This window comes from Thermoactinospora rubra (genome assembly GCF_002093975.1).
GTDB classification, from domain to species: domain Bacteria; phylum Actinomycetota; class Actinomycetes; order Streptosporangiales; family Streptosporangiaceae; genus Nonomuraea; species Nonomuraea rubra_A.
In genome coordinates, this window is record NZ_MSZZ01000067.1 from 1 (window position 1) to 23,175 (window position 23,175).

21 protein-coding genes and 3 pseudogenes are annotated in these 23,175 nt (G+C 71.5%); 9 read left to right on the forward strand and 15 right to left on the reverse strand.

Annotated features, from left to right (window positions below; genetic code table 11):
* Position 1: 1 nt before the first annotated feature.
* From BSB02_RS40235 to ltrA, 3 genes and pseudogenes are all read right to left on the reverse strand, one after another.
* Positions 2-586, reverse strand: a complete 585-nt coding sequence (locus BSB02_RS40235) for a hypothetical protein (protein WP_143591594.1) — start codon at positions 584-586, stop codon at positions 2-4.
* A 115-nt stretch (positions 587-701) separates the two neighbouring features.
* A pseudogene (locus BSB02_RS35480) lies at positions 702-1,471 on the reverse strand (transposase family protein).
* A 291-nt stretch (positions 1,472-1,762) separates the two neighbouring features.
* A complete protein-coding gene (gene ltrA / locus BSB02_RS35485; RefSeq protein WP_206185062.1) occupies positions 1,763-2,995 on the reverse strand; it encodes a group II intron reverse transcriptase/maturase in 1,233 nt (410 codons plus the stop codon).
* Positions 2,996-3,714: 719 nt separating this feature from the next.
* Between ltrA and BSB02_RS41725 the strand changes: the two genes are divergently transcribed.
* Both BSB02_RS41725 and BSB02_RS41180 read left to right on the forward strand, forming a co-directional pair.
* Positions 3,715-3,882, forward strand: coding sequence for a hypothetical protein (locus BSB02_RS41725; protein ID WP_206185063.1), 168 nt, complete (start codon positions 3,715-3,717; stop codon positions 3,880-3,882).
* Between the two features lie 17 nt (positions 3,883-3,899).
* The gene (locus tag BSB02_RS41180) at positions 3,900-4,442 is read left to right on the forward strand and encodes a MarC family protein (protein WP_206185064.1); all 543 of its coding nucleotides are present in this window, start codon (positions 3,900-3,902) and stop codon (positions 4,440-4,442) included.
* An 84-nt stretch (positions 4,443-4,526) separates the two neighbouring features.
* On the opposite strand, the gene BSB02_RS35495 is transcribed toward BSB02_RS41180, so the two are convergent.
* From BSB02_RS35495 to BSB02_RS43220, 6 genes and pseudogenes are all read right to left on the reverse strand, one after another.
* Positions 4,527-5,855 carry a wax ester/triacylglycerol synthase domain-containing protein gene (locus tag BSB02_RS35495; RefSeq protein WP_084965389.1) on the reverse strand — a complete coding sequence of 443 codons (1,329 nt, stop codon included), beginning with the start codon at positions 5,853-5,855 and terminating at the stop codon, positions 4,527-4,529.
* Between the two features lie 75 nt (positions 5,856-5,930).
* Positions 5,931-6,815 carry a carbamate kinase gene (locus BSB02_RS35500; RefSeq protein WP_084965390.1) on the reverse strand — a complete coding sequence of 295 codons (885 nt, stop codon included), beginning with the start codon at positions 6,813-6,815 and terminating at the stop codon, positions 5,931-5,933.
* Positions 6,816-6,822: 7 nt separating this feature from the next.
* A complete protein-coding gene (argF, locus tag BSB02_RS35505; protein ID WP_143591596.1) occupies positions 6,823-7,710 on the reverse strand; it encodes an ornithine carbamoyltransferase in 888 nt (295 codons plus the stop codon).
* Positions 7,707-8,873 carry an arginine deiminase gene (locus tag BSB02_RS35510; protein WP_084965391.1) on the reverse strand — a complete coding sequence of 389 codons (1,167 nt, stop codon included), beginning with the start codon at positions 8,871-8,873 and terminating at the stop codon, positions 7,707-7,709. The genes argF and BSB02_RS35510 overlap by 4 nt, the downstream gene beginning before the upstream one ends.
* Positions 8,870-9,409: an amino acid permease gene (locus BSB02_RS43215; RefSeq protein ID WP_158088834.1), complete on the reverse strand. Its 540-nt coding sequence runs from the start codon at positions 9,407-9,409 to the stop codon at positions 8,870-8,872. Before BSB02_RS43215 ends, BSB02_RS35510 begins: the two co-directional genes overlap by 4 nt.
* Positions 9,410-9,447: 38 nt before the next feature.
* Positions 9,448-10,167: pseudogene (locus tag BSB02_RS43220) on the reverse strand (amino acid permease); the annotation flags it as partial.
* A 65-nt stretch (positions 10,168-10,232) separates the two neighbouring features.
* On the opposite strand from BSB02_RS43220, the gene BSB02_RS40890 reads away from it, so the two are divergent.
* From BSB02_RS40890 to BSB02_RS35540, 5 genes are all read left to right on the forward strand, one after another.
* Entirely contained in the window at positions 10,233-10,559 is a 327-nt protein-coding gene (locus BSB02_RS40890) for a sigma factor (protein ID WP_158088835.1), read from the forward strand.
* Positions 10,560-10,595: 36 nt separating this feature from the next.
* On the forward strand, positions 10,596-10,985 hold the full coding sequence (locus BSB02_RS40895; protein WP_158088836.1) for a sigma factor-like helix-turn-helix DNA-binding protein: 390 nt from the start codon (positions 10,596-10,598) through the stop codon (positions 10,983-10,985).
* A gap of 105 nt (positions 10,986-11,090) precedes the next feature.
* Complete coding sequence (locus BSB02_RS35530) at positions 11,091-11,366, forward strand: SHOCT domain-containing protein (RefSeq protein WP_084965394.1); 276 nt, start codon at positions 11,091-11,093, stop codon at positions 11,364-11,366.
* A 92-nt stretch (positions 11,367-11,458) separates the two neighbouring features.
* Positions 11,459-12,820 (forward strand): DUF4389 domain-containing protein, encoded by a 1,362-nt coding sequence (locus tag BSB02_RS43345; protein WP_084965395.1) that lies wholly within the window; start codon positions 11,459-11,461, stop codon positions 12,818-12,820.
* Positions 12,817-13,650, forward strand: a complete 834-nt coding sequence (locus BSB02_RS35540) for a universal stress protein (RefSeq protein WP_084965396.1) — start codon at positions 12,817-12,819, stop codon at positions 13,648-13,650. The genes BSB02_RS43345 and BSB02_RS35540 overlap by 4 nt, the downstream gene beginning before the upstream one ends.
* 266 nt (positions 13,651-13,916) lie before the next feature.
* On the opposite strand, the gene BSB02_RS35545 is transcribed toward BSB02_RS35540, so the two are convergent.
* Positions 13,917-14,210: a hypothetical protein gene (locus tag BSB02_RS35545; protein ID WP_143591598.1), complete on the reverse strand. Its 294-nt coding sequence runs from the start codon at positions 14,208-14,210 to the stop codon at positions 13,917-13,919.
* 242 nt (positions 14,211-14,452) lie between these two features.
* On the opposite strand from BSB02_RS35545, the gene BSB02_RS35550 reads away from it, so the two are divergent.
* A complete protein-coding gene (locus tag BSB02_RS35550) occupies positions 14,453-15,163 on the forward strand; it encodes a L,D-transpeptidase family protein (RefSeq protein ID WP_084965398.1) in 711 nt (236 codons plus the stop codon).
* A gap of 5 nt (positions 15,164-15,168) precedes the next feature.
* On the opposite strand, the gene BSB02_RS35555 is transcribed toward BSB02_RS35550, so the two are convergent.
* A complete protein-coding gene (locus tag BSB02_RS35555; RefSeq protein WP_084965399.1) occupies positions 15,169-17,379 on the reverse strand; it encodes a glycoside hydrolase family 65 protein in 2,211 nt (736 codons plus the stop codon).
* The gene (locus BSB02_RS35560) at positions 17,376-18,122 is read right to left on the reverse strand and encodes an HAD family hydrolase (protein ID WP_084965400.1); all 747 of its coding nucleotides are present in this window, start codon (positions 18,120-18,122) and stop codon (positions 17,376-17,378) included. The genes BSB02_RS35555 and BSB02_RS35560 overlap by 4 nt, the downstream gene beginning before the upstream one ends.
* Before the next feature lie 110 nt (positions 18,123-18,232).
* Between BSB02_RS35560 and BSB02_RS35565 the strand changes: the two genes are divergently transcribed.
* Positions 18,233-19,099, forward strand: a complete 867-nt coding sequence (locus BSB02_RS35565) for an ABC transporter ATP-binding protein (RefSeq protein WP_276206387.1) — start codon at positions 18,233-18,235, stop codon at positions 19,097-19,099.
* 349 nt (positions 19,100-19,448) lie between these two features.
* Here the strand turns inward: BSB02_RS35565 and BSB02_RS43760 are convergent.
* From BSB02_RS43760 to BSB02_RS35580, 3 genes and pseudogenes are all read right to left on the reverse strand, one after another.
* Positions 19,449-19,724 (reverse strand): annotated as a pseudogene (locus BSB02_RS43760) (recombinase zinc ribbon domain-containing protein); the annotation flags it as partial.
* Between the two features lie 295 nt (positions 19,725-20,019).
* Positions 20,020-22,266 carry a heavy metal translocating P-type ATPase gene (locus BSB02_RS35575; RefSeq protein WP_084965402.1) on the reverse strand — a complete coding sequence of 749 codons (2,247 nt, stop codon included), beginning with the start codon at positions 22,264-22,266 and terminating at the stop codon, positions 20,020-20,022.
* A 28-nt stretch (positions 22,267-22,294) separates the two neighbouring features.
* The gene (locus BSB02_RS35580) at positions 22,295-23,077 is read right to left on the reverse strand and encodes a hypothetical protein (RefSeq protein WP_338064373.1); all 783 of its coding nucleotides are present in this window, start codon (positions 23,075-23,077) and stop codon (positions 22,295-22,297) included.
* Positions 23,078-23,175 lie beyond the last annotated feature (98 nt).

Sequence of the window (23,175 nt, forward strand, 5' to 3'; positions counted from 1 at the left end):
ATCATGATGTGGCCAGCGGCTTCCGCACGAGGATGAAAAAGGTTCTAGGTACCGCACGGCGCGACAGCAGTTGAGCGGGATTGGGCTCGGGCATCGGATCGCCAAACAGTGCAGCCAGTAGAACCCGCGCGGCGACGTGTGTGAGGTTGACCGGTACGCCTTGGGCAAAGCGCTCATGCATCACTTTCAGGACGTGCTCGACCGTGGGCACCTCACCGGGCGCGTGATACAGATTTCGGGTCCGAGGCTGGTGCGAGCGACGATCCTGTTTCGGCATCTGCCAGTTCTCGATCGGCGGTTGGCCGGTCAACGGCTGGATTAGGACTCGCGCCGAGTAGCTGTCGAGATTGAGGGCCTGGCCGACGGCGATGCAGTCACGCACATACTGTGCGACTGATTCAAGATTCCGCGCCCGGCGCCGTGCTCGGTGGTGTTCGGCCATCAAGCGGTTAACGGTAGCCTCGTCAGCACCGGTCAGGTCCGGCGGCGGGATGTCCCACGGCCGCTTCACACTCCGGTTATTGCTTTCCGTCGATGTTGTCGACGAGCTGGCCACGTCCGTACCGCCGTTGTCTGCGGAGGTCATGGTCACTGAAGGTACCCAGAACCCTGACTACTGAGAGGGCAATTTCCGCAAGTTTTCTCAACGAGTACTGCCCGCTGTGCCGACGGGGCTACACAACGCCAACAATGAGCCCTTTTCATCCGTGGCTCAGCTCGTAGTTTTGCAGGACGGCGATGGCCTTGCAGAGCTGACCGGCCTTGCGGGGACAGCGGCGCAGCTTCCGGAGGATGCGCCAGTTTTTGAGCTGCGCGTTCGCGCGTTCACCGGGACCGCGTAGGCGGGCATGGGCACGATTGGCCTGCTTCTGGGAAACGGGCTTGTTCGTGCCCTTGTACGGTGTGACGATCGGCCCCTCGGCTCCCTGATAGCCCTTGTCGGCCAGGGTGAGGATGCCGGCGCGCTCCAGTGCGCGCAGGATGCCCCACAGCCGGGCCGCGGTCAGATCATGGGTCTTGCCCGGCAGGGCGCCGGAGGTCCAGATGATCGTACCGTCGGGGGAGGCGATGACCTGGATGTTCATCCCGTGGATGCGGTGCTTGGCCGAGGAGAAAGGCCGGTCGGCCGTGACCCGGTCGGTGTGGACGAGCATGCCGTCCAGCACCAGGTAGTGCGCTCCATCTCGGGTGGCCGGCGTAAGGCCCGCTCCAGCTGGGGCGAGCGGCCCTTCAGCAGGCCGATGGTCTCCTCCACATACCGCCAGGCCGTGGCCGGCGAGACGCCGAACCCGGCGCCTAACTCCGTGAAGGTCTCGCCCTTGCGCAGGTAGACCAGCACCAGCAGGGCCTGCTGGCCGGGGTTGAGCTGCCGCCACAGCGAGCCGATCGCCTTGCGGTGCCGCCGGATGATCCCGGCCACGTAGTTCAGCGTTGAACGCGACACATCGACCGCGGCACGATAGAACAACATCCAAGACCCCTGGTGTTGGCGGGCAAATTGTGGCGATCAACCCGTCTACCGGGGGTTTCTTCATGCGGTCAGGCGAACGGCCACGCCGCGATCATGCTGTGACCTGCAAGCCTCCGACGGATGTAGGGTCGGGAGCTGGCGCGGTGGCGTCTCCTGGCGGTAGGGCTCGGGGCCTGTCTTCCGCCGGTTTCCCGGTCGGCCGTGCTCTCCCCGATGACCATGGCCAGGTTCGTGGCTCCGTTTCCAGCTCCCGCCGCATCGAACCGGGCATGCGGTTCTCCCGCACCCGGCTCACCGACGTCGTTCACCGACGGCATTCGGCCTCTCCCGCCAGGGCTTGCCCGCCCTGGGTGCAACAGTGATTCCATACAAGCTGATCAGCCCGAGGTCCGGTGGCCGGGAGTTGAGCAGTACCCGCCAGCCGAACGCCATGCTGCGACGGTGACGTCGGCGCATGAACTGCGCCAGCCGCCACTGCGCATACCGTCTGATCGTGCTGAGGCGCTGGGCCGAATGTCCGTAACGGAAATAGGCGGCCCAACCGCGAAGGAAGGCGTTCAGCCTGTCCACGATCGCCTCCGGCCACAACAGCATCCACCGCCGGGAGGTGATCTCCCGGATCCGATCGCGGGCATGCTGCATGGCCTTGTCCGCGGGCCAGCGAGCCAGGAACGTCACCTTCGGCTTGCCCCGATCTCCCCGGGAGCGCACCAGGCGGTGATGAAAGCCCAGGAAATCAAAGCCGTCACCACCAACTTCCAGGTGGATGATGCGGGTCTTGGCCGCCTTCGGCTCCAGGCCGAGTTCGGCCAGCAGCTCGGCCAGCCGGGCCAGCGCCCGTTCGGCCTGGCTGCGTGACCAGCACATCACGACCACGTCGTCGGCGAACCGCACCATCACCCCATCCGCGCCGTCCCACGCCCGATCCACTCGGTGCAGGTAGACGTTGCAGAGCAAGGGTGAGACCGGACCGCCCTGCGGGGTTCCGGTGACCGGCCGCCGCACCTGACCGTCCTGCATCGCCCCCGCGCGCAGGATCGCGCGCAGCAGCGTGAGCACCGACTGGTCACAGACGCGTTCCTCGATCGCGTGCATCAACTTCTCGTGCGGAATCGCCGAAAAGCAGTCGGCGATGTCCGTCTCGACCACCCACCGGCGGCCCCGCGCGCACTCCTCCACGAGCACCTGCAGGGCGTCGTGCGCCGACCGCTTCGGCCGGAAGCCGAAGGAGCAGTCGGCCATGTCGGCCTCGAAGACCGGCTCGAGCACGATCTTCATGGCCGCCTGCACAATCCGATCGCGAACAGCGGGAATCGACAACGGGCGATACTGATCCTTCAGCCCCGGCTTCGGGATCAGGACTCTCCGCGCCGGCAGCGGCCGATACCGCCGCTCCCGCAGTTCGGCGGCCACCTCGTCCAGGAGCCGGTCGACTCCGTACTCCTCGACCTGGGCCACCGTGGTCTTGTCGATGCCCGGTGCGCCGTTGTTGGTGCGCACCGCAACCCACGCGCGCTGCAGCACGTCTCTGCGGAAGACCTTGCCCGCAGCGCGTGGAACCTCCGTCCGGGATCAGCCTTGGCCGCCCGGTAAAGCGCATGCTGCAGGGCACGGACCGGATCACGCGGAACCCGTGGTTCCCGCGATCCCTTCGCGGCGGGACTAGCCTGACCGGCACTCACCGGGCCCCTCCCTGGTCAGTCACTGCGCATCGACGAAGCAGCGGCCCTTCCCTCACCGCCGGTTCTGTTGTCCGGTCGGCTCGATCGGTACTACGGCCGCCTCCGACGCCCACCCGGCTCGTCGCCCACTTCCCGGCTTCGACCGGTTATAGGACGCGATGCTCCGGCAACACCTATATGTCCGCAGGTTGCCGGGCCGGGGAGGGCCTCCCCAGTTCCCGCCGCCACTGTCGATGCGTTCCGCGCCCCATACGCCGGGGAGTCCTTGACGGCTGCGCTTCCAGGCTCTTCACCGCGTCCATGGCCTTCGCCCCGGTTTCGAGAGGCTCGGCACTCCCTTGTCCCGCCCAAAGGGCGGGCTGAGTAACGACGCCGCAGGCTTCGCTTCATGCTACGGACCGCACCGTCGCTCCCCCATGAACAGGGCCTTTGACGCTGGGCTTCGACCCCGCCCGTTTCCAGACGAGACCGCCAGCCTGCTACCGGGCCTCCTGGCAGCTACCCGGACCGGACTTCCACCGGCAAGCGACGACGAGCTTACGAACAACAAGATGAGCCGCTATGTCACGGCTTCACCTCCTGTTCTGCTGGGCGCACGAAAAGGGCTCACTCATCACGCTCGCCGACGCCGTAGTGGCGGAGAAGAGGCCGGACGGCAAGGTCAAGCTGCACCAGCTCCACAGCCCTGGGCGGAGCGGGGCGACGGCGGGCACGCTGTGGGGGGCCTGATCGGTATGCTGTTCCTCGTGCCGCTGCTCGGCATGGCGATGGGAGCGGCGGCCGGCGCCGCCGCGGGGGCGGCGAAGCCGGCTCGCGCTCGGGCTGACCGTCAACGTCGCCGTCTTCGTCCTGGTGCGCTGTGGGTCGGCGAGCCGCTGCTCAGACTGCTGGGCATCAGCACCGCCGCGCTGACCACCACCGGAGGCATCGCCCTGGCTTATGCGTCCATCCCGCTGATGCGCGGCAAGGCGGACGCGGTCGAGGAGCTGGAGAAGCTCCAGGAACAGGAGAGGCACGGCGTCGCGCCGCCCGCGGATCCGCCGCCGGATCTCAAGTCGATCCTGTTCACCCCGCTCAGCTTCCCGTTGACCGTCGGCGGCACCACCTTCGCCTTCGGCGTCGCCGCCTCGGCGGAGGCGAACACCGTGGGCGAGAAGCTCGCGTTGTCCGTGGCCGCCCTGTGCTTCGCCGCGGTCACCGGGCTGATGCTCTACCTGTCCGGTCACGTCCAGCGCCGCATCTCGCTCAAGGGCACGATGGTCCTGGACCGCGCGCGGGAATCCTGCTGACCGCGATCGCCGTCATCCTGCTGACCAACGGCTTCACCGATCTGGTCGCCGCCCGCCTCGGCCAACGAACGGATTCCCGGCCCCCTACCGGGGCGCCGCCGTACCGCACAAAGCAGACAGCTCTTCCCGCAGCAGGGCGACGAGGTCCGGCAAGTCGGTCAGAGCGTCGGGATCGGCGATGACGCTGATTATCACCGTTCCGGCGTAGGACAGCACCGCGAAGGTGACGGGCATGTTGCCGTTCTCCGAGACGGGCATCGCGACGATCTCCCGGATCGCCGACCCGCCGAGTGCCATGACCTGCTCCGGGCCACGGACGTTGGTCACCAGCGTGTGCATGAAGCGCTGGCGCGCCATCCAAAAGCGGTGCCAGCCGAGCCGGGCAAGCCACCGGAAGACGGGACCGAACAGGGCGATCAGCGACGGGCGCGCCGCGGCGGCCTTGGCCCGCGTGACGACGGCGGCGGTCCGTGCGAGCCGCAGCCCGCAGTCCCCGGTGGCCGGGATGGTGACCAGGACCGGGTTGATCTTGTTACCGAGGTGCCAGGTGTCAGTGGCGCGCCGCAGGGCGACCGGCATCATGACGGCGAACTCCTCGACCGATTCGCCACGGGCCGCCAGCAGCCGGTGCAGCGCGCCGGTCACCACGGTGAGGACGGCGTCGTTGAGCGTGCCGCCGTGCCGGTGCGCGGCCCCCTTCAGCTCCGCCAGGCCGACCCTGGCGAGGTGGACCTCACGCCTGGCGCCCGTCGGCCGGGTGAGGGAGCAGCGGCGGGCGGCGGCAAGCCGGGACGCCTCACCCGAGCGCAGCGCGGCGCGCAGCTCACGCAGCCAGCCCGGCAGTCGTGACAGGCTCCGCACCCGGTCGCGGACGGCGTCGGCGACCAGCTCCCCCACCGTGGGAGGCCGTCGGGGGGACACGTCGGCCGCCTCCGGGCAGTCGTCCAACAGCCCGGCCAGGACGGCCAGGCCGCCCAGCCCGTCGGTCAGCACGTGGTCGACCACGAGCACCAGCGCCACGTCTCCCCTGGCCAGGCCGGTCACGAAGACGGCCGACCACAGCGGCCGATCCTGCGGCAGGGGCCGGGTCACGATAGCGGCGGCCAGATCCAGCAGCGCCCGCTCGTCGCCGGGCGCGGGACAGATCGCATGCCACACGTGACGGCGGCCGTCGAAGGCCGGGCCGTCCAGCCACACCGGGCGGCCGCAGCCGGGCGGGACCGGCGTCAGGCGCTGGCGCAGGCGCGGGATGCGCCCGGCGCGTTCAGCCAGCAGGCGCTCGGCGGCCTCCAGGTCGAAACCGCGTCCGTCGAGGAGGAGCACGGCGCCCATCTGCTGCGGCACCCGTCCCCGGGCGCTGATCGCCCGCGTCGCCAGGTCGGCCGGCGTCGCCCGCTCGATCGTCTGTCGCATGTCGCCACCTCTTGGGACCACACTCCCGCCGCGGTGATGAGCCCGGCAGGGCCGAACGGAAGGGACTTTCGGCACTCAGGCGCGTATCCGGGTGCCCGCCGTACCGGCCACCACGTCCTCCAGCTCGCTCAGCGCGCCGATCGCCGCGGGTCTGCCGGTCCGCTCGGCGAAGCGGCACGCGCCCTCGACCTTCGGCCGCATGGAGCCCGCGGCGAAGTCGGCGGGGTCCAGTTCGGCAGGCGTGGCGGTGCGGATGGGACGCTCGTGGCCGGTGCCGTAGCCGTCGATCACGTACGGCACGTCGGTGAGGATGACGAGCAGGTCGGCCTTGATCTCCTCGGCGAGCAGCGCGGCGACGAGGTCCTTGTCGACCACCGCCTCCACGCCCGACCGGTCCGCCAGCACCGGGACCCCGCCTCCTCCACCGGCGACCACCACGCAGCCGCCGTCCAGCAGCCTCGTGATCACCGGCAGCTCGACGACCTCCAGCGGACGCGGCGAGGGCACCACGCGGCGCCAGCCGTACCGCTCCTGCCGCAGCGTCCAGCCGGTGAGCGCCCTGGCCTCCTCGTCGGTGTAGTACGGCCCGACGGGCTTGGTCGGCCGCGCGAAGGCGGGGTCGTCCCCGTCGACCACGACCTGGGTGATCAGCGCGGCCACCAGGGTGCCGGGCAGGTGGCGGCCGAGTCCCTGGGCCAGCCAGTAGCCGATCATGCCCTGGGTCTCGGCCACCAGCGTGTCCAGCGGGTAGCCGCGCTCCAGGGTGGGGTCGCGCTCGCTCTCCTCGGCCAGCAGCCCCACCTGCGGGCCGTTGCCGTGCACGATGAGGAGCTCATACCATACGGCGAGACCCGCCAGGTCCCGTGTGACGGCCGCGACGTTGCGGATCTGGGTGGCGGCATCCGCGCGCTCTCCCCGGCGGAGCAGCGCGTTGCCGCCGATCGCGACGACGATCCTCATATCGACCTCATATCGACCCGGCCAGCTTCCCGGTCAGCAGGGCTTCCAGGACGGCCTGCGCCACGGGCAGCCGGTTGGCCGCCTGACGGAACACCACCGACGCGGGGCCGTCCATCACCTCGGCGGTGACCTCCTCGCCGCGGTGGGCGGGCAGGCAGTGCATGAAGACCGCGTGCGGCGCGGCGGCGGCCATCAGCTCGGGGGTGACGCGGTAGGGCTCCAGGGCCGCGGTGCGGGCGGCGCGTTCCTCCTCCGGGTCGCCCATGGACATCCAGACATCGGTGTAGACGACATCGGCCTCCTTGACGGCCTCGAACGGGTCGGCCGTCGTGACCATGCCGGCGGGCGCGCAGGCCGGCGGGGTCGCCACGGCCACGGTCATCCCGGCCAGCGTGGCGGCCTGCGTCAGGCTCGTGGCCACATTGTTGGCCGCGCCGACGTAGGCGATCTTGCGGCCCCGCAGGTCGCCGAAGTGCTCCCGGATCGTCATCAGGTCGGTGATCGCCTGCATCGGATGGTGGCCGTCGGTGAGCGCGTTGACGACCGGCACCTCGGGAGAGCGGGCGAACGCCTCCACGTCGGCGTCGCGGTAGGTGCGGATGACGACCGCGGCGGCGTAGGAGGACACCACGCGGGCCGTGTCGCCGATCGTCTCGCCCCGCCCGAGCTGCAGCTCGCCCGAGCCGACCGTCAGCGGGACGCCGCCCAGCCGTACCACGGCGGTCTCGGTGGAGATGCGCGTGCGGGTGGAGGGCTTGGCGAAGTACAGCAGCACAGTGCGGCCCTTGAGCAGCTTGCGCGCGGCGGTGGGGTGATGCTTGAAGTGCTCGGCGCGGTCCAGCAGGTAGTCCAGGTCCTGCCGGTGGAGGTCGCCGACGCGCAGCAGGTGTCTCACAGGGGGCTCCTTTCGATGGGGCAGCTCATGCACCGGGGACCGCCCCGGCCCCGGCCGAGCTCGGCGCCGCTGATGGTGATGACCTCGATGCCGTGCTTGCGCAGCATCGTGTTGGTGGTGACGTTGCGCTCGTAGGCCACGACGACGCCGGGAGCGACGGCCAGCACGTTGGTGCCGTCGTCCCACTGCTCGCGCTCGGCGGACCACACGTCCTGCTCGGCGCGCATGACCGTGACCGGGCCGATGGCGGAGAACAGCTCGTCGTTCTCGCGGACCCTCAGACCCGGGGTGAGCGTGAAGGACCGCAGCGGCGGCAGCTCGGGATAGACCACGAAGACGTCGCGGTCGACCATGGTCATGACCGTGTCCAGATGCATGAAGGCCCGTTTGCGCGGCAGCGCGGCGGCGATCACGCGCTCGGCGGCGCCCGCCTCGAACAGCGCGCGGGCGAGGATCTCGATGGCCTGCGGCGTGGTGCGCTCGCTCATCCCGATCAGGACGGTGCCCTCACCGACGACGTGAATGTCGCCGCCCTCGATGGTGGCCCGTTCGTCCTGGTACCAGACGGGCATCCGGCCGCGGAACAGCGGGTGGAAGGTGTAGACGGCCTCGACGTGCACGGTCTCGCGGCGGCGCGCGGGCTTGGCCATCGGGTGCAGCGACACGCCCTCGCCGATCCAGGCGGAGGCGTCGCGGGTGAACAGGTGGTTGGGCAGCGGCGGCAGCACGAAGTCGTTCGCGGCCAGCTCGGCCAGGCGCAGGCTGTCGGCGGCCAGAGCCAGCTCGCGCTTGGTGAGGCCGCCGACCAGGTGCTCGGCCAGGACGTCAGCGGACATGCCGTCCAGGACCGCACGGAGCGGAGAGAGCAGCGCCGGGCCGAACGCGGCCTCGGTGACGGTGCGGTCCAGCACCCATGCGCGGGCCTCGTCGTCCTTGAGCGTCTCGGCCAGCAGATCTCCGAACAGGTGGACCGTCGTGCCACGCTCCCGGAGGGCGTCGGCGAAGGCGTCGTGCTCCTGCCGAGCCCGCCGTACCCACAGCACGTCGTCGAACAGCAGCTCGTCGCAGTTACTCGGGGTCAGCCGCTTCAGTTCCAGCCCGGGCCGGTGCAGGATGACCTGCCGCAGCGTGCCGACCTCGCTGCCCACGTGGAGGGAGGTCATGCCGCCGTCCTCTCTGCCTCGGCGGGCTGGCGCCGCTCGCGGTACTTCAGCCACACGTAGACGGGGATGCCGGCGATCAGCAGCAGCGACCCCTTGTAGACGACCTCGTAGCCGGACCCGGCGATCGTCCACAGCGAGTAGGCGAAGGCGAGCACCGCGATCGTGCCGTCGACGGCCAGGCGCCGTCCGGCGAACCGGTCCCGGTCGGTCAGCGCGAGCATGAGCTGCGCCATTGCCGAGTAGGCGTAGGGGATGAGCGTGGTGAGCGTGGCCAGCAGGATCACGAAGTTGAACTGCTCGACCAGGCCGGCGTTGTAGTTCAGCAGCATCAGCCCGGTGATCAGGACGCTGGAGACCACCAGGCCCACAGCCGGCGTGCCCCAGCGGGTGACCTTGGTGAAGACCCGAGGGAACAGGCCGTCGCGGGCCGCGGCCAGCGGCACCTGTCCCTGGAGCAGGATCCAGCCGTTGAGCGCGCCGAAGGCGCTGACGATCGCCCCGATCGCGACCGCGGTGCCCGCCCAGCCGCCGAACATGGCCGCGCGGCGTCCGCGAACGGCGCCGTGGAGTTCACCAACGTCTCGCGCGGCACGGCGGCGAACACCGCGACGGTGCCCAGGATGTAGACGGCGGCGGTGACGATCGTGCCGATGACCGTGGCGCGTGGGATGGTGCGTTCCGGGTCGCGCACGTCCTCGGCGGGAACGGTGGCCGACTCGATGCCGATGAACGCCCACAGCGTCAGCGAAGCGGCGGCGGTCACCGCCCCGAAGGCGCTCTGGTCGCTGGGGTTGAAGGGGGTGAAATCGCCCGCGTCGATGAAGAACGGCGCGGCGATGGCCAGCGCGACCAGCGGCAGCAGCTTGGCGATGGTGGTGACGAGCTGGACGAGGCCGCCCTGCCGTACCCCTCGGATGTTGACGGCGGTCAGCGCCCAGATGGCGGCCAGCGCCACGGCGGCGGCGAGCACCGCGGTGTCGCCCAGCGCGGGCCAGAAGTAGCCGAGGTAGCTGACGAACGCCACCGCGATGGCGGCGTTGCCCGCCCACACGGCGATCCAGTAGCCCCAGGCGGTCTGGAAGCCGACGAAGTCGCCGAAGGCGCGGCGGGCGTAGGCGTACGGCCCGCCCGTCTTGGGGTAGGCGCGGCCGAGCCGGGCGAACACGAGCGCGAGCAGCAGCGCGCCGGTGGCGGTGAGGATCCAGGCCAGCAGGCTCGCGGAGCCGAAGGCGGCCAGGGAGGTGAGCTGTCGGCGCACAGCCCCGGCGCCGCATACCGCTGTCCAGAGGTCCAAGGTCCTCGCGTCTTCGGGCCCTTGGGCAGATCACCCGGGGCACCGGCGAGTGCCAGGGTGATCTCATGAACACACCGTTGCTGACCGCCGCCCAGGAGGTCGAGCTCGCCAAACGCATCGAAGCCGGGCTGTATGCCCGCCATCTGCTGGACCAGGGCGCCACTGACCCCGACCTGGAGCCCGATCTGCAGGCCGTCGCCGCCGACGGCCTGGCCGCCAAAGACCACATGGTCATGGCGAACCTCCGCCTGGTGGTCTCCATCGCAAGGCGGTATGCCGGGCGCGGGTCACCGCTCGCCGACGTCATCCAGGACGGCAACGTGGGACTGGTGGAGGCGGTCGAGCGGTTCGACCACTGGCGGGGCAACCGGTTCTCCACCTGCGCCACCTGATGGATACGCAAGGCCATCCAGACCGGGCTGGAACGCGTGGGGACCATCCGGGTGCCGCGCCACCCGGCTCCCGTGGTCTGGCTGGAGAACGTCAAGGCGGGCTGCGTCAGCCTTGATGTGCCCGTGGGCGAGCACCCGCAGACCACCACGCTGGGCGAGCTGCTGGAGGACACCGAGGCCCCCACCGTCGAGCAGATCGTGGAGCGCCGCGCCCTGGGCGCGGCACTAGCCCCGATCCTCGACCGGCTCGCCCCCCGCCAGGCGTTGATCATGCGGCTCCGGTACGGCCTGGACGGCCGCGGGCAGCGCACCCACAGCCAGATCGCCGACCGTGTGGGGCTGACCCGGCAATGGGTGCGCTCGCTGGAGCGCGACTCGCTCGCGCGGCTGCGCGAGGACCCCGACCTCGGCCTGCTCGCCGGCTGAGATCGGGGTCCGATCGGGGGTCCATCGCCCCGCCCTTCCGGGACTTTCGGCACTTCACCGCCCGTACGCGGGCGCGAAGGCTGGTGCCGAGAGAAGGAGACGGCCATGAACGGACCGTGGGATGACTGGAACCACATGGGCGGCGCCGGATGGTTGTGGGGCGGCCTGACGATGGTGATCGTGCTGGCGGTGATCGCCCTGGTGATCTGGGCGGCCATCCGCGCGGGCATCGGCGCGGGCATCGGCGCGGGCATCGGCGGCCCGTCCAGGACGGGGGAGATCGACCGGGCGCGGGCGATGCTCGCCGAAAGGTACGCCCGCGGGGAGATCTCGACCGAGGAGTACGAGGACAGACTGAGCCACCTCGGCCGCGCCGGCTGACGCCGGCCGGCTCGGTACGGGGGCCGATCGGCGCGCCACGTGAGGACTTTCGGCTCCTGCCCGGCCGCCCGGCCGATGGTGCCCTGGACCATATGGACACCTATCCCGTACGCGTCGAGGCTCGCCTGGACGAGCCGCTGAACCGTGGCCTGTGGCTGGTCAAGTGGCTGCTGGCCACCCCCCATTACGTCGTGCTGACGTTCCTCTGGATCGCCTTCTGCGTGCTGACCGTGGTCGCCTTCTTCGCCATCCTGTTCACCGGCGTCTATCCGAGGGCGCTGTTCGACTTCAACGTGGGCGTGCTGCGATGGACGTGGCGGGTGGCCTTCTACACCTACGGCGCCCTGGGCACCGATCGCTACCCGCCCTTCACCCTGGGATCCGCGCCCGACTACCCCGCCACGCTCGACGTCGACTACCCCGAGCGGCTGTCGCGCGGGCTGGTGCTGGTCAAGTGGTGGCTGCTGGCCCTCCCCCACTACCTGGTCGTCGCCGTCTTCACCAGCGGCGGCGCCCTGTCGTGGCGGGACAGCGCCGGCGTGCTGTACACGCTCGACTGGGGCGGGCTGATCGGCCTGCTGGTGCTGATCGCCGCCGTCGCCCTGCTGTTCACCGGCCGCTACCCGCGGGGCCTGTTCGACCTCGTCGTCGGGCTGAACCGGTGGGCGCTGCGCGTGGCCGCCTACGCCACGCTCATGACCGACGCCTACCCGCCCTTCCGCCTCGACCTGCGCGAGACGCCGCCCACGCCGGCGGCCCCTCCGCCGCGGCCCGCCGTACGGTATGGCGCCGGGTCGATCGTGGCGATCGTGACGGGAACGGTGCTGGCCTTCGCCGCGATCGGCGGGGTGGCCACCGGCGTCGCGGCCGTGGCGGCCGACCGGGCACGCGACGCCAAGGGGTTCGTCGGCACCGACGGCTTCCTGGTCAGCACGCCGACGCACGCGCTGGCCGCCGAGGACGTCGACGTCGCCGAGGGGGCCTGGTTCCTGCGCCGCCTGGTCGGCCAGGTCCGCATCGACGCCGAGGCGATCGACGACCCGCTGTTCGTCGGCATCGCCCCGCAGGAGGACGCCGCCGCCTACCTGGCCCGGACGAGCCACGAGGCGCTGCGCCCGGAGGGCGCCGACCGGACCGACCGGCAGCCCGGCGGGGCCCCAGCGCAGCCGCCGACCGCCGAACCGTTCTGGGTGGCCCAGGTCTCCGGCCCGGGATCGCAGAGTCTCGTGTGGGATGTCCAGCCGGGCGACTGGGCACTCGTCGTCATGAACGCCGACGGCTCCCCCGGCGTGTCGGCCGAGCTCCGCGTCGCCGGCACGCTGCCCTGGCTGTCCCGCCTGGCGGCGGCGTCCTTCGTCCTGGCCGGCGTGCTGCTGCTGGCGGGCGCGGCTCTGATCGTGCTGGGCGTACGGCTCGGCACCCGTCATGACGTCCCCGTGGAGGTGTCACGATGATCATCGTCGGTGTCGACGGCTCCGCCGCGTCGATGCGGGCCGTCGAGTGGGCGGCCCGGGAGGCGGCGCTGCGCGGGCAGCCCCTGAAGATCCTGCACGCCGCGCTCCGCTGGGAGCACCACCTTCCGCTGGTGCCGCAACCGCCCCGGTGGGACGCGGAGCTGGCGGTCGCCGCCCAGCGGATGCTGGACCACGCGGCATCCCGCGCGCGCGAGTTCTGTTCCGACGTGGCAGCCGAGATCGCCGACGGCGGGGCGGCCGACGTCCTGCTGGCCGCCTCCAGGGACGCCGCGATGGTCGCGGTCGGCAGCAGGGGCCGGGGCGGCTTCGCGGAGCTCCTGCTCGGCTCGGTGGGACGCCGGCTCGTCGATCGGGCCTCCTGCCCCGTGGCGATCGTCCGCAACCAGCACGCGCCCACGGGTGAGGTCGCCGTCGGCGTGACCGGGTCGGCGGACGAGGACGCCGTGCTGACCTTCGCCTTCGAGGAGGCCCAGCTGAGGGGCTCGACGTTGCGTGCCGTGCATGCCTGGACGCATCCGGCGACCCGGGCGCCCGGCGACATGCAGCCCCTGGTCTACGACGTCGAGGGCATCGGCCAGGAGGAGACCCGCCTGCTCGCCGAACGGCTGGCGGGCCGGCGGGAGAAGTACCCGGATGTCGGCCTCGTCGAGGACGTCGTGCATGAGCATCCGGGCCGGGCGCTCATCCGCGCCTCGGCCCAGGCCGACCTGGTCGTGGCCGGCACGCGCCGGGGACTGCTCGGCCCCGGGACCGTCACCCATGCCGTGACGCACCACGCCGTCGCGCCGGTGGTCGCCGTGCCGTACTGACCTGTCACTGACCTGTCGCCTGGAGACGCAACTCGCATGGACGCACAACGGTGTCGCCGGCACCCCTTGCCTCTCGGCTCTTGGCGCATCTGACGGAGGCCCCTCCGGGGAGGGACCTCCTGAACCTCGCCACACCCGGTCGCCTCACCTGATCACCTCGTGCAGGTCGCGCTCGGGCCGCCTGCCGGCCCGCTCCTCGACCGGGGTGACCGCATGCCGTACCGTCGCGGCCAGCCAGAGGAGGATCACGGTCACGACCAGCACGGTCAGGGCGATCTCAAGCCCTGTGACCAGCGCGACACCGCAGCCCCCAGCGCGACGACCCCCAGCGTGCCGGTCAGGACCACGTAGACGTGCCTCTCCGTCGAGCGGGGCTCGGTCAAAGCGTCGCCCCTGCTCATGGCACATCCGCCGACGATCCCAAGGAGCAGGACGGCGCCGGCCGTGCCGCGCACGCTTCCGAGCAGCGGCAGCTGGGCGCCCTGGAGGAATGCGACGTAGAGCGCGACGATGGTGCCCGTGACCGCCGCCGCCACGGCGTCCTTCCATGTCAGTCTCATCGTCTCCACCTCCTTTCTCCCTTCGAGCGTCTCTCGCCGGGCTCCTCCCGGGCAGGGCCGAAGGACCGCCGGCGGGAGCAGAAGGTCCCCGGTCTCGATGACCTCCACCTCGCCTGCGAACCAGGTCCTCTGAGACGCCGAACCGCGCTGACGGCGCGAGGACCAACGACCCGCGACTGGAGGAGGGACGGCCCTGCCGCCCGGGATCGCCAGGCGAGACCGTGGAGCCGGAGGCGAGAACCATGAACCTGGCACTGGCGAGCGCATGGATCATCGGCCTGTCACCCTGCATCCCGGCGACGCCGGTCGCGGAGAGCCCGCTCGCCGCACCGGCCACCGTGGACGCCGGCCAGGCTCGGGCGACCTTACGGCAGGGCGACAGCGGCGCGGATGTGCTGGCGCTCCAGCGGCGGCTGGCCACGCTGGGCTACTGGACGGGCCCGGCGGACGGGCGCTTCGGGCCGCTCACCAAGCAGGCGGTGTACGCGGTGCAGAAGGCCGCCGGGCTGGCCCACGACGGGATCGCCGGCCCCAGGACGTGGAGCGCCATCGACCGCGGCGTCCGGCCCCCGGCGTACACCACCGCGGGCAAGCGGCTGGAGGTGGACCTCCGCAGGCAGCTCCTGATCCTGGCCGAGGACGGGAAAGTGCGGACGGTGTTCAACACCTCCACCGGCAACGGGGCCACCTACAGCGTCGGCGGGGTGGTCAAGCGAGCGGTCACCCCACGCGGGACCTACAAGGTCTACCGGCAGGTCGACGGCTGGGACAAAGGGCCGCTCGGCTCGCTGTACCGGCCCCGGTACTTCAACGGCGGCATCGCCGTCCACGGCTACGGCTCCGTGCCGCCCTATCCGGCCTCCCACGGCTGCGTGCGGGTGAGCATCGCCGCGATGGACTGGATCTGGGCGAGTTCGTGGCTCAAGGTGGGCCACGTCGTCGTGGTGCACTGACGCGTTCAGGCCAGGGGGCGGCACGTGGCGTGCCCGTCCTTCGCCGTGACGGCCAGCCAGGTCCCGCGGTGCAGGATCGGCAGCCGGATCCGGCCCAGCCGGTCCGGCACCAGGGGGTTGAGGCGGATGCCGTCCCGCTCCGGCTCGATCCCGGCATAGCAGCGCTGCAGCAGGTCCAGCGTGCCGCCCATGGCGCCCAGGTGGATGCCCTCGGCCGTGGTGCCGTCCTGGACGTCCTTGATGTCGCCGGCGAGCGCCTCGACGAAGAAGCGCCAGGATGCGGCCCGGTCCGATCGGGACAGCACCCAGGAGTGGACGACCGCGCTCAGCGTGGACCCGTGGCTGGTGCGCTCCAGGTAGTAGTGGACGGTGCGCGGGATCAGGCCGGGTTCGGCCGGGTAACCGAGCCGGCGCAGGATGGCCAGCAGTTCCTCGGCGGTCAGCAGGTAGAACAGCATGAGCACGTCGGCCTGCTTGGACGCGCGGTAGTGGTTGACGTCGTCGCCGTCGGCCTCCATCGCCCGGTCCAGGCGGCGCACGCCCCGGTACCGCTCCCAGTCCAGTTCGGGCAGCTCGGCGTAGCCGGTGAACTGGCTGATGACGCCGTCGTGGAAGTCGACGCGCATGCGGCGGGTGATGTCCTCCCAGCGGGTCAGCTCCTCGGCGGACACCCCGAGATCGGGCGTCATCTCGGCGACCTCGCGGGCGCGCATGAGCAGCCACACGGTCATGACGTTGGTGTAGGCGTTGTTGTCCAGGCCGGGAGCGCCCGTGTGGTACTCGTCGGGGCCCATCACGCCGTGGATCTCGTAGCGGCCCGAGTCCGGCTCCAGCCGGGCCAGGGAGGCGAAGCAGCGGGCGATCTCGATCAGCAGCTCGGCGGCGAAGCCGGGCAGCTCGCCGGTCGCCAGGTAGTGGTGCCAGACGTTGTAGGCGATGGCCAGGCCGACGTGGCGTTGCAGGTGGGAGTGGTCGGGCAGCCAGCGCCCCGAAGCGGGGTTGAGGTGGAAGGTCTGGGTCTGTTCCCGCCCGTCGCTGGCGCTCTGCCAGGGGAACAGCGCGCCCTCCAGCCCGGCGGCGCGGGCCGCGGCCCTGGCTTCGGGCAGCCTTCGCCAGCGATAGCGCAGCAGGCCGAGAGCCACCTCGGGGAGGCGCAGGTCGAGCCACGGCAGGACGAAGACCTCGTCCCAGAAGACGTGCCCACGGTAGGCCTCGCCGTGCAGGCCCCGCGCCGGCACGCCGACGTCGAGGTCGGCGGTGTGCGGGGACAGCGTCTGCAGCAGGTGGAAGATGTGCAGGTGGACGATCTGGGCGAGCTCCGGGTCGTCCAGCTCGATGCCGGTCCGCTCCCACAGCCGCTTCCATGCCGCTCGATGTGCCTCCAGCAGCGTTCCGAAGCCGGGTGCCAGCCGTACGGCTCGCCAGGCGGCGGTGAGGGGGTCGTGGACGGCGTGGTGGCGAGAGGTGATCAGGGCCGCCACCTTGGCCGTCGTCACCGGCACGCCCTGGGCGATATCGATGGTGCGCTCGTCGGCGATCCACGCCGGTTCCTGTGACACCCGGCGTCCGCGCGGGCCGCCGTCGAGCCGCGCCGCCAGCGCCACCGTGATCCCCGAAGCGCGGGTGCGGGCGGTGAGCCAGACGAGGTCGTCCTCCTCGCCGGACTCCTGGCCGGTCAGGTGGTCGCCGCGCAGCTCGCGGTAGCGGGCGACGCCGCTGTTGGTCACCGTGCCGTCCAGGGCCGAGCGCACGCGAAGCGGCCCCGACCAGTTCTCCGCGGTGACGGTGGTCGCCAGCGCGGCCAGGCGCGGGTCGGCCATGGACACCAGGCGGCGCTGCCGCAAGGAGGTGATCCTGCCCTCGCGGTCGCGCCAGCGGACCAGCCGGTGCAGCACGCCCTCGCGCATGTCGAGCTCCTGCCGGTAGTCCAGCAGCTCCTCCCGCTCGGGGGCGAACCAGTCCGACCCCGGTGTGGCGCAGGTGAAGGGCAGCCAGTCGGGCAGGTTGACCATGTCCTCGTTGGTCACCGTACGGCCGGCGACCACCGAGTCCAGCCGGTCGTAGCAGCCCGCGGCGTAGGTGCCGGGCGTGCGCAGGGCACCCTCGGGGGTGGCGCCGCGCGTGGCGAACACCCCGTTGCCCAGCGTGCACAGCGCCTCGCGCAGCCCCTCGGAGGCGGGGTCGTAGCCCTCGTACAGCAGCGTCCAGGGGTTCATCGCGCCATCACCGGCACGCGGCCGGTCACCGTGAGCTCGTCCAGGTCACGCACGACGATGTCCGCGGCGGCCGATGCCAGCAGGCCCGTGCCGCCGCGGTCGACGCCCACCACGAGCCCGAAGCCGCCGCGGCGTCCCGCCTGGACGCCGGCGAGCGCGTCCTCCACGACCGCGACCCGGCCCGGTGGCAGGCCGAGCCGGCGTGCCGCCTCCAGGAACAGGGCGGGGTCCGGCTTGCCGGGCAGGGCGAGCCTGGCGCTGTCGTTGCCGTCCACGAGAGCGTCGAACAGGTGCGCCAGCCCCGCCGAGGCGATGATCGCGCCGCAGTGGCGGCTGGCCGAGACGACCGCGGTACGGCTGCCGCGCCGCCGCAGCTCGCGCAGCAGCGCCACGGTGGAGGGGAAGGCGGCCACGCCGTACCGGCTGACCTGTTCCATGAACAGGGCGTCCTTGGCCCGGCCCAGCCCGTGCACGGTCGGCGTGCCGGGCGCGTCGTCCGGGCCGCCCTCGGGCAGGGTGATGCCGCGCGAGGCCAGGAACGTGCGCACGCCGTCCAAGCGGGAGCGGCCGTCGACGTAGCGGAGGTAGTCGGCGCGGATGTCGAAGGGCGGCAGGTCACGGGCGCGCAGGAAGGCGTCGAACGTCTGCTTCCACGCCGCCGCGTGTACCCGTGCGGTGTCGGTGACCACGCCGTCGGTGTCGAAGACGACTCCGTGGATCCGCGTCAGGTCGAGGGAGGGCATGCCTCGACGCTAGAACCGGCGGCACTGGCGGGCCACGGCCGTTCGTCCCGGGAGGAAGGACGAAGGTCCCGGCGGGCCTGCCCCGAACGGCTCTGCCGCGCGTCGCCCCGCTGAGGGACGGTGAAGGCCCCACAGGTAGAGGAGCAGCCATGTCCGCGGTGATCATGGAAGGACATCGTGACCGCGACGGCGGCAGCGTGTCGGTGCTGGGTTTCGACCCGGCCACCGGCGGGCGGGCCTACCGGGAGCGCATCGGGATCGTCCTGCAGGAGGCGGGGTTCGAGGAGGAGTTCTCCGTCGCGGAGCTGGTGCGGCTGTACGCCGGCTTCTACCCCCGCCACCGCGACCCCGACGAGGTGATCGACCAGGTCGGCCTGTCCGGCAAGCGGACCGCCCGGGTCCGCACGCTGTCCGGCGGGCAGCGGCGGCGCCTGGACCTGGCGCTCGGCCTGGTCGGACGGCCCGAGCTGCTGTTCCTCGACGAGCCCACCACCGGCTTCGACCCCTCCGCGCGGCACCACGCCTGGGAGCTCATCGACGGCCTGCGCGCCCTCGGCACCACGATCCTGCTGACCACCCACTACATGGACGAGGCGCAGCACCTGGCCGACCGCGTGGCGGTGCTGCGTGACGGACGGCTGGCCGCCATCGGCACGCCCGACACGCTGGGCGGGGCGCAGCGCGGCAGCGTGCTGTCCTTCCGCCTGCCCGACGGCGCCGTCCTGGCCGACCTGCCCGCGCTGACCGGCGAGATCGAGGCGCATGGGGCGGCGGTAGCCGTACGGACCTCGGACACGCTTTGCTACATGATCGCCCGAGCTGAGCTCGGGCGATTACTTCTTTCCGGACGGGTTCGTACGTCAGCTGCAGCCCGAGCTGGCCGTAGACCTCGGCCTTGTCCATCGGATCGGCGCTGTGCAGGGCTCTGCGTACGTCTCCGAGCATGGCCGTCATGGCGGCGATCTCCTCCTCCGTGAGCCGTTTGGGGATGGCACTGATCAGCTGATCCAGGCGCATCTGCTCGACCTTCCGCTTGGCTTCCGTCTCGGCGATCCACCCGGCGACCACCGCCGGATCGCTCCCCGCATCCACGAGGGCTCGATAGGCGGCGAGCTTGCGTTCGCACGCGGCCACCGCCTGGCGAGCAGCCTCGACCGCCACCAGGCGATGGTCATCGGCCAGCTGTGCCTCCGTCATGGCGCGGATCGTGTCCGGGAGATGCGCGGGATCGAACACCGTGGCCAGCCACGCATCCAGCGGCTCGACGATCAGCTCTTCCCGGACGTAGACCGAGCGCGGGTGGTCGAGCTTGTTGGCCTGCGCGTACTGGCTGGGGAAGACGCACCGGTAGTGCGGCTTGCCGTTGTTCCAGCTGCCCTGCATGCGCCGCTCGCAGACACCGCAGAACAGCAGGCCGCGGAAGATGTACGGCCGAGGCGTCCGGCGGGGCTTGCGACTTTCCTGGGCGCGTCTGTCCTGGGCGCGACCGTCGTTCTGTCCAGCGTACGGCCTCGAAGCAAGTCCACCGTGGATCTCGACGAGCTCAGCGGCTATTTCAGGGACCGATGCCGTGCAGTCGTGAGCATTCCCTACGATCCACATCTTGAAGAAGACTCGGAGCTCGATCTCGACCGGCTCGCGAAGGAGACACGGGACGCGTATCTGATGCTGGCGGCAACTGTTGGCGACACGTTCGGCGGATCACATCGCCGCCAACCGGCCGCTTGAGGCGGTCGCGCATCGAAGCAGCATCAGGCTCCCGGGAGCAGCTGTCTGTGCCCGTAGATTTGGCGCGACATAGGACTTACGGCAGCATGCGAGGGCTGACTGCCTCGGGCGCTCGTGCTTGGAACAGGTGGCCGGAGGGGGCGCACCTCCTCCGGCCACCTGAGCTCTCCTACCTGAACCGCCGCAACCTGAGGCTGTTGCTCACCACGAACACGCTGGAGAACGCCATCGCCGCCCCGGCGATCATCGGGTTGAGCAGCCCCATGGCCGCCAGCGGCAGGGCCGCCACGTTGTAGGCGAACGCCCAGAACAGGTTGCCCTTGATGGTGCGCAGCGTGCGCCGCGCCAGCCGGATCGCGTCGGCCGCCACCCGCAGGTCGCCGCGCACCAGCGTCAGGTCGGAGGCCTCGATCGCCACGTCGGTGCCGGTGCCCATGGCCAGCCCCAGGTCGGCCTGGGCCAGCGCCGCGGCGTCGTTGACGCCGTCGCCGACCATGGCCACACTCTTCCCCTCGGCCTGCAGCCTCTTGACCACGGCCACCTTGTCGGCCGGCAGCACCTCGGCGATCACGTTCTCGGGGGCGATGCCGACCTGCTCCGCCACCGAGTGGGCCACGGCCTGGTGGTCGCCGGTGAGCAGCACCGGGGTCAGCCCCAGGGCACGCAGCTGGGCGATCGCCTCGGCGGAGGTCGGCTTGATCACGTCGGCCACGACCAGCACGCCGCGGGCCTTGCCGTCCCAGCCGACCGCGACCGCCGTACGGCCGGCCGCCTGCGCCTCCTCCACGACGCGCTCCAGGTCCGCGGGCAGGTGCTGCGACCACTCGGCCAGCAGCTTGGGCCGGCCGACCAGCACCGCGTGCCCCTCGACGATGCCTTGGACGCCCAGCCCCTCGACGTTGGCGAAGTCCTCCACGGCGGCGGTGGACTGCGCGGCCCGCGCGACGGCCCGCGCGATCGGGTGCTCGGAGGCGTGCTCCAGCGCTCCGGCCAGGCGCAGCACCTCCTGCTCGGCCTCGCCCTCGGCCACGTGGACCTCGACCAGGCTCATGCGGCCCTCGGTGACCGTGCCGGTCTTGTCCAGCACGATCGTGTCGATCCTGCGGGTCGACTCCAGCACCTCCGGGCCCTTGATGAGGATGCCGAGCTGGGCCCCGCGCCCGGTACCGACCAGCAGCGCGGTGGGGGTGGCCAGGCCCAGCGCGCACGGGCAGGCGATGATCAGCACGGCCACCGCCGCGGTGAAGGCCGCCGCCGCGCCCGCGCCGGTGCCGAGCCAGAAGCCCAGCGTGCCGGCCGACAGGGCGATCACGATGGGCACGAAGACGCCCGAGATGCGGTCGGCCAGGCGCTGCACCTCGGCCTTGCCGGTCTGGGCCTGCTCCACCAGTCTGGCCATCTGGGCCAGCTGGGTGTCGGCGCCGACGCGGGTGGCGCGCACGACCAGCCGGCCGCCCGCGTTGACGGTGGCGCCGGTGACCGCGTCGCCGGGCCGTACCTCCACCGGGACCGACTCGCCGGTCAGCATCGAGGCGTCGATGGCCGAGGTGCCCTCCTCCACCACGCCGTCGGTGGCGATCTTCTCGCCGGGCCGCACCAGGAAACGGTCGCCTGCTTTCAGCTGCTCGACCGGCACGCGCCTGCCGTCGGCCAGCTCCACGTCCTTGGCGCCGAGCTCCAGCAGCGCCCGCAACGCCGCGCCCGCGCGGCGCTTGGAGCGGGCCTCGAAGTAGCGCCCGGCCAGGATGAAGGCCGTCACCCCGGCCGCCGCCTCCAGGTAGATGTTGCCCGAGCCGTCGGTCGGCTCGATCGTCAGCTCGAACGGATGGGTCATCCCGGGCGTGCCGGCCGTGCCGAAGAACAGCGCCCACAGCGACCAGCCCAGCGCGGCGAGGGTGCCGAGCGAGACCAGCGTGTCCATGGTGGCGGCGCCGTGGCGCAGATTGGTCCACGCGGCCTTGTGGAAGGGCCAGCCCGCGTACACCACGACCGGCGCGGCCAGCGTCAGCGACAGCCACTGCCAGTTGGTGAACTGCAGCGCCGGGATCATCGCCATCGCGACGACTGGAATGCTCAGCACCAGTGACGTGATGAGCCGGTGGCGGAGCGGGCGAAGCTCGTCGTCCGGCCCGGTCTGCCCGGTCTCCGGCCCGGTCTCGGGCTTGGGCGGCTCGGGCAGCGCGGCGGTGTAGCCGGCCGCCTCCACGGTGGCGATCAGCCGCCCCGGGTCCAGATCGGCGGGGAAGGGGACCTTTGCCTTCTCGGTGGCGTAGTTGACCGTCGCGGGCACCCCGGCGAGCTTGTTGAGCTGGCGCTCGATGCGGTTGGCGCAGGACGCGCAGGTCATGCCGCCGATCGACAGCTCGACGCTGCCCCGGGGGCTGCCCTGTGGCCGCTCGTCGGTGATGGGGGACATCACCTCTCCTTTCGCTCGCGTCCCGCGGTCAGTGGGTGTGGTCGCCGTGCCCGTCGCCGTGCCCGTCGCCGTGGCCGTCGCCGTCCGGCGTCTCGCCGGGCTTGTCCGGGCCCGGCTGCTCGGGGAGGGTCACGCCGCCGGCCGTCACGGTGAAGTCGGCGGTGCGCACCTCGCCCTCGTGCTGGAAGTCCAGGAACAGCCGGTAGGCGCCCCGGCTGGGCACCTCGGTGTGGAAGACGATCTGTGGCCCGGCGGTCGCGCTCTCCTCGGGGTGGACGTGCAGGTAGGCCAGGTCGCCGGCGCGCAGGGCCACCAGGTGGCCGTAGGCCCCGAGGTAGGGCTCGAGGTCGGTGACCGGCTTGCCGTCCTTGGTCACGGTGAGGGTGAGCGTGCTGGAGCGGCCCGGCGTCAGCTCGCCGTCGAGCTTGACCTCATAACCGTCCACCTTGGCGGTACGGCCGGCCGCGGGCAGCGCCTTCGGCTTGTAGTCGCCCGCCACGAGCAGGTCGGCGCCCAGCGTCAGCGGGCTGCCGCCGGTGGGGGCGAAGTCGGCGAAGGCCCGGTAGGCGCCCGGCTTCGGCAGGGTGAGCCTGACGCTCCACACCCCGCCACCGGCCTCGTCCGGGTGCAGGTGCCAGAAGCCGGCCAGGTCCCGGGAGACCACGATGAAGTGGAGCTTCTTGTCGTGCTGGACCTGGTAGTCGGTGACCGGCTCGCCGTCGGGCCCGGTCACGGTGAACCGGAAGTCGGTCGGCTCGCCGGGCTTGAGTGCGCCGGTGAGCGGGGTGAGGGTGTAGCCGTTCTGGGACACCTGAAGCCCTCCGGGGGTATCGCCGGAGCCTTGTTGTGCCGGCTCCGTGTGCTGGACATGGCCGTCGGTTGCCTGAGCGGCGTGGCCGCCGGTTGCCT

What these genes read in the sequence shown, in the direction of transcription:
- BSB02_RS40890 (WP_158088835.1), top strand. Translation starts at nt 10,233, where the DNA reads ATGAACACACCGTTGCTGACCGCCGCCCAGGAGGTCGAGCTCGCCAAA.
- BSB02_RS35495 (WP_084965389.1), bottom strand. Translation starts at nt 5,855, where the DNA reads ATGCGACAGACGATCGAGCGGGCGACGCCGGCCGACCTGGCGACGCGG.
- BSB02_RS35510 (WP_084965391.1), bottom strand. Translation starts at nt 8,873, where the DNA reads ATGACCTCCCTCCACGTGGGCAGCGAGGTCGGCACGCTGCGGCAGGTC.
- BSB02_RS35530 (WP_084965394.1), top strand. Translation starts at nt 11,091, where the DNA reads ATGAACGGACCGTGGGATGACTGGAACCACATGGGCGGCGCCGGATGG.
- BSB02_RS43215 (WP_158088834.1), bottom strand. Translation starts at nt 9,409, where the DNA reads ATGTTCGGCGGCTGGGCGGGCACCGCGGTCGCGATCGGGGCGATCGTC.
- BSB02_RS41725 (WP_206185063.1), top strand. Translation starts at nt 3,715, where the DNA reads ATGTCACGGCTTCACCTCCTGTTCTGCTGGGCGCACGAAAAGGGCTCA.
- BSB02_RS35540 (WP_084965396.1), top strand. Translation starts at nt 12,817, where the DNA reads ATGATCATCGTCGGTGTCGACGGCTCCGCCGCGTCGATGCGGGCCGTC.
- BSB02_RS40235 (WP_143591594.1), bottom strand. Translation starts at nt 586, where the DNA reads ATGACCTCCGCAGACAACGGCGGTACGGACGTGGCCAGCTCGTCGACA.
- BSB02_RS43345 (WP_084965395.1), top strand. Translation starts at nt 11,459, where the DNA reads ATGGACACCTATCCCGTACGCGTCGAGGCTCGCCTGGACGAGCCGCTG.
- BSB02_RS35560 (WP_084965400.1), bottom strand. Translation starts at nt 18,122, where the DNA reads ATGCCCTCCCTCGACCTGACGCGGATCCACGGAGTCGTCTTCGACACC.
- BSB02_RS35575 (WP_084965402.1), bottom strand. Translation starts at nt 22,266, where the DNA reads ATGTCCCCCATCACCGACGAGCGGCCACAGGGCAGCCCCCGGGGCAGC.
- BSB02_RS35555 (WP_084965399.1), bottom strand. Translation starts at nt 17,379, where the DNA reads ATGAACCCCTGGACGCTGCTGTACGAGGGCTACGACCCCGCCTCCGAG.
- BSB02_RS35500 (WP_084965390.1), bottom strand. Translation starts at nt 6,815, where the DNA reads ATGAGGATCGTCGTCGCGATCGGCGGCAACGCGCTGCTCCGCCGGGGA.
- BSB02_RS35545 (WP_143591598.1), bottom strand. Translation starts at nt 14,210, where the DNA reads ATGAGACTGACATGGAAGGACGCCGTGGCGGCGGCGGTCACGGGCACC.
- BSB02_RS35550 (WP_084965398.1), top strand. Translation starts at nt 14,453, where the DNA reads ATGAACCTGGCACTGGCGAGCGCATGGATCATCGGCCTGTCACCCTGC.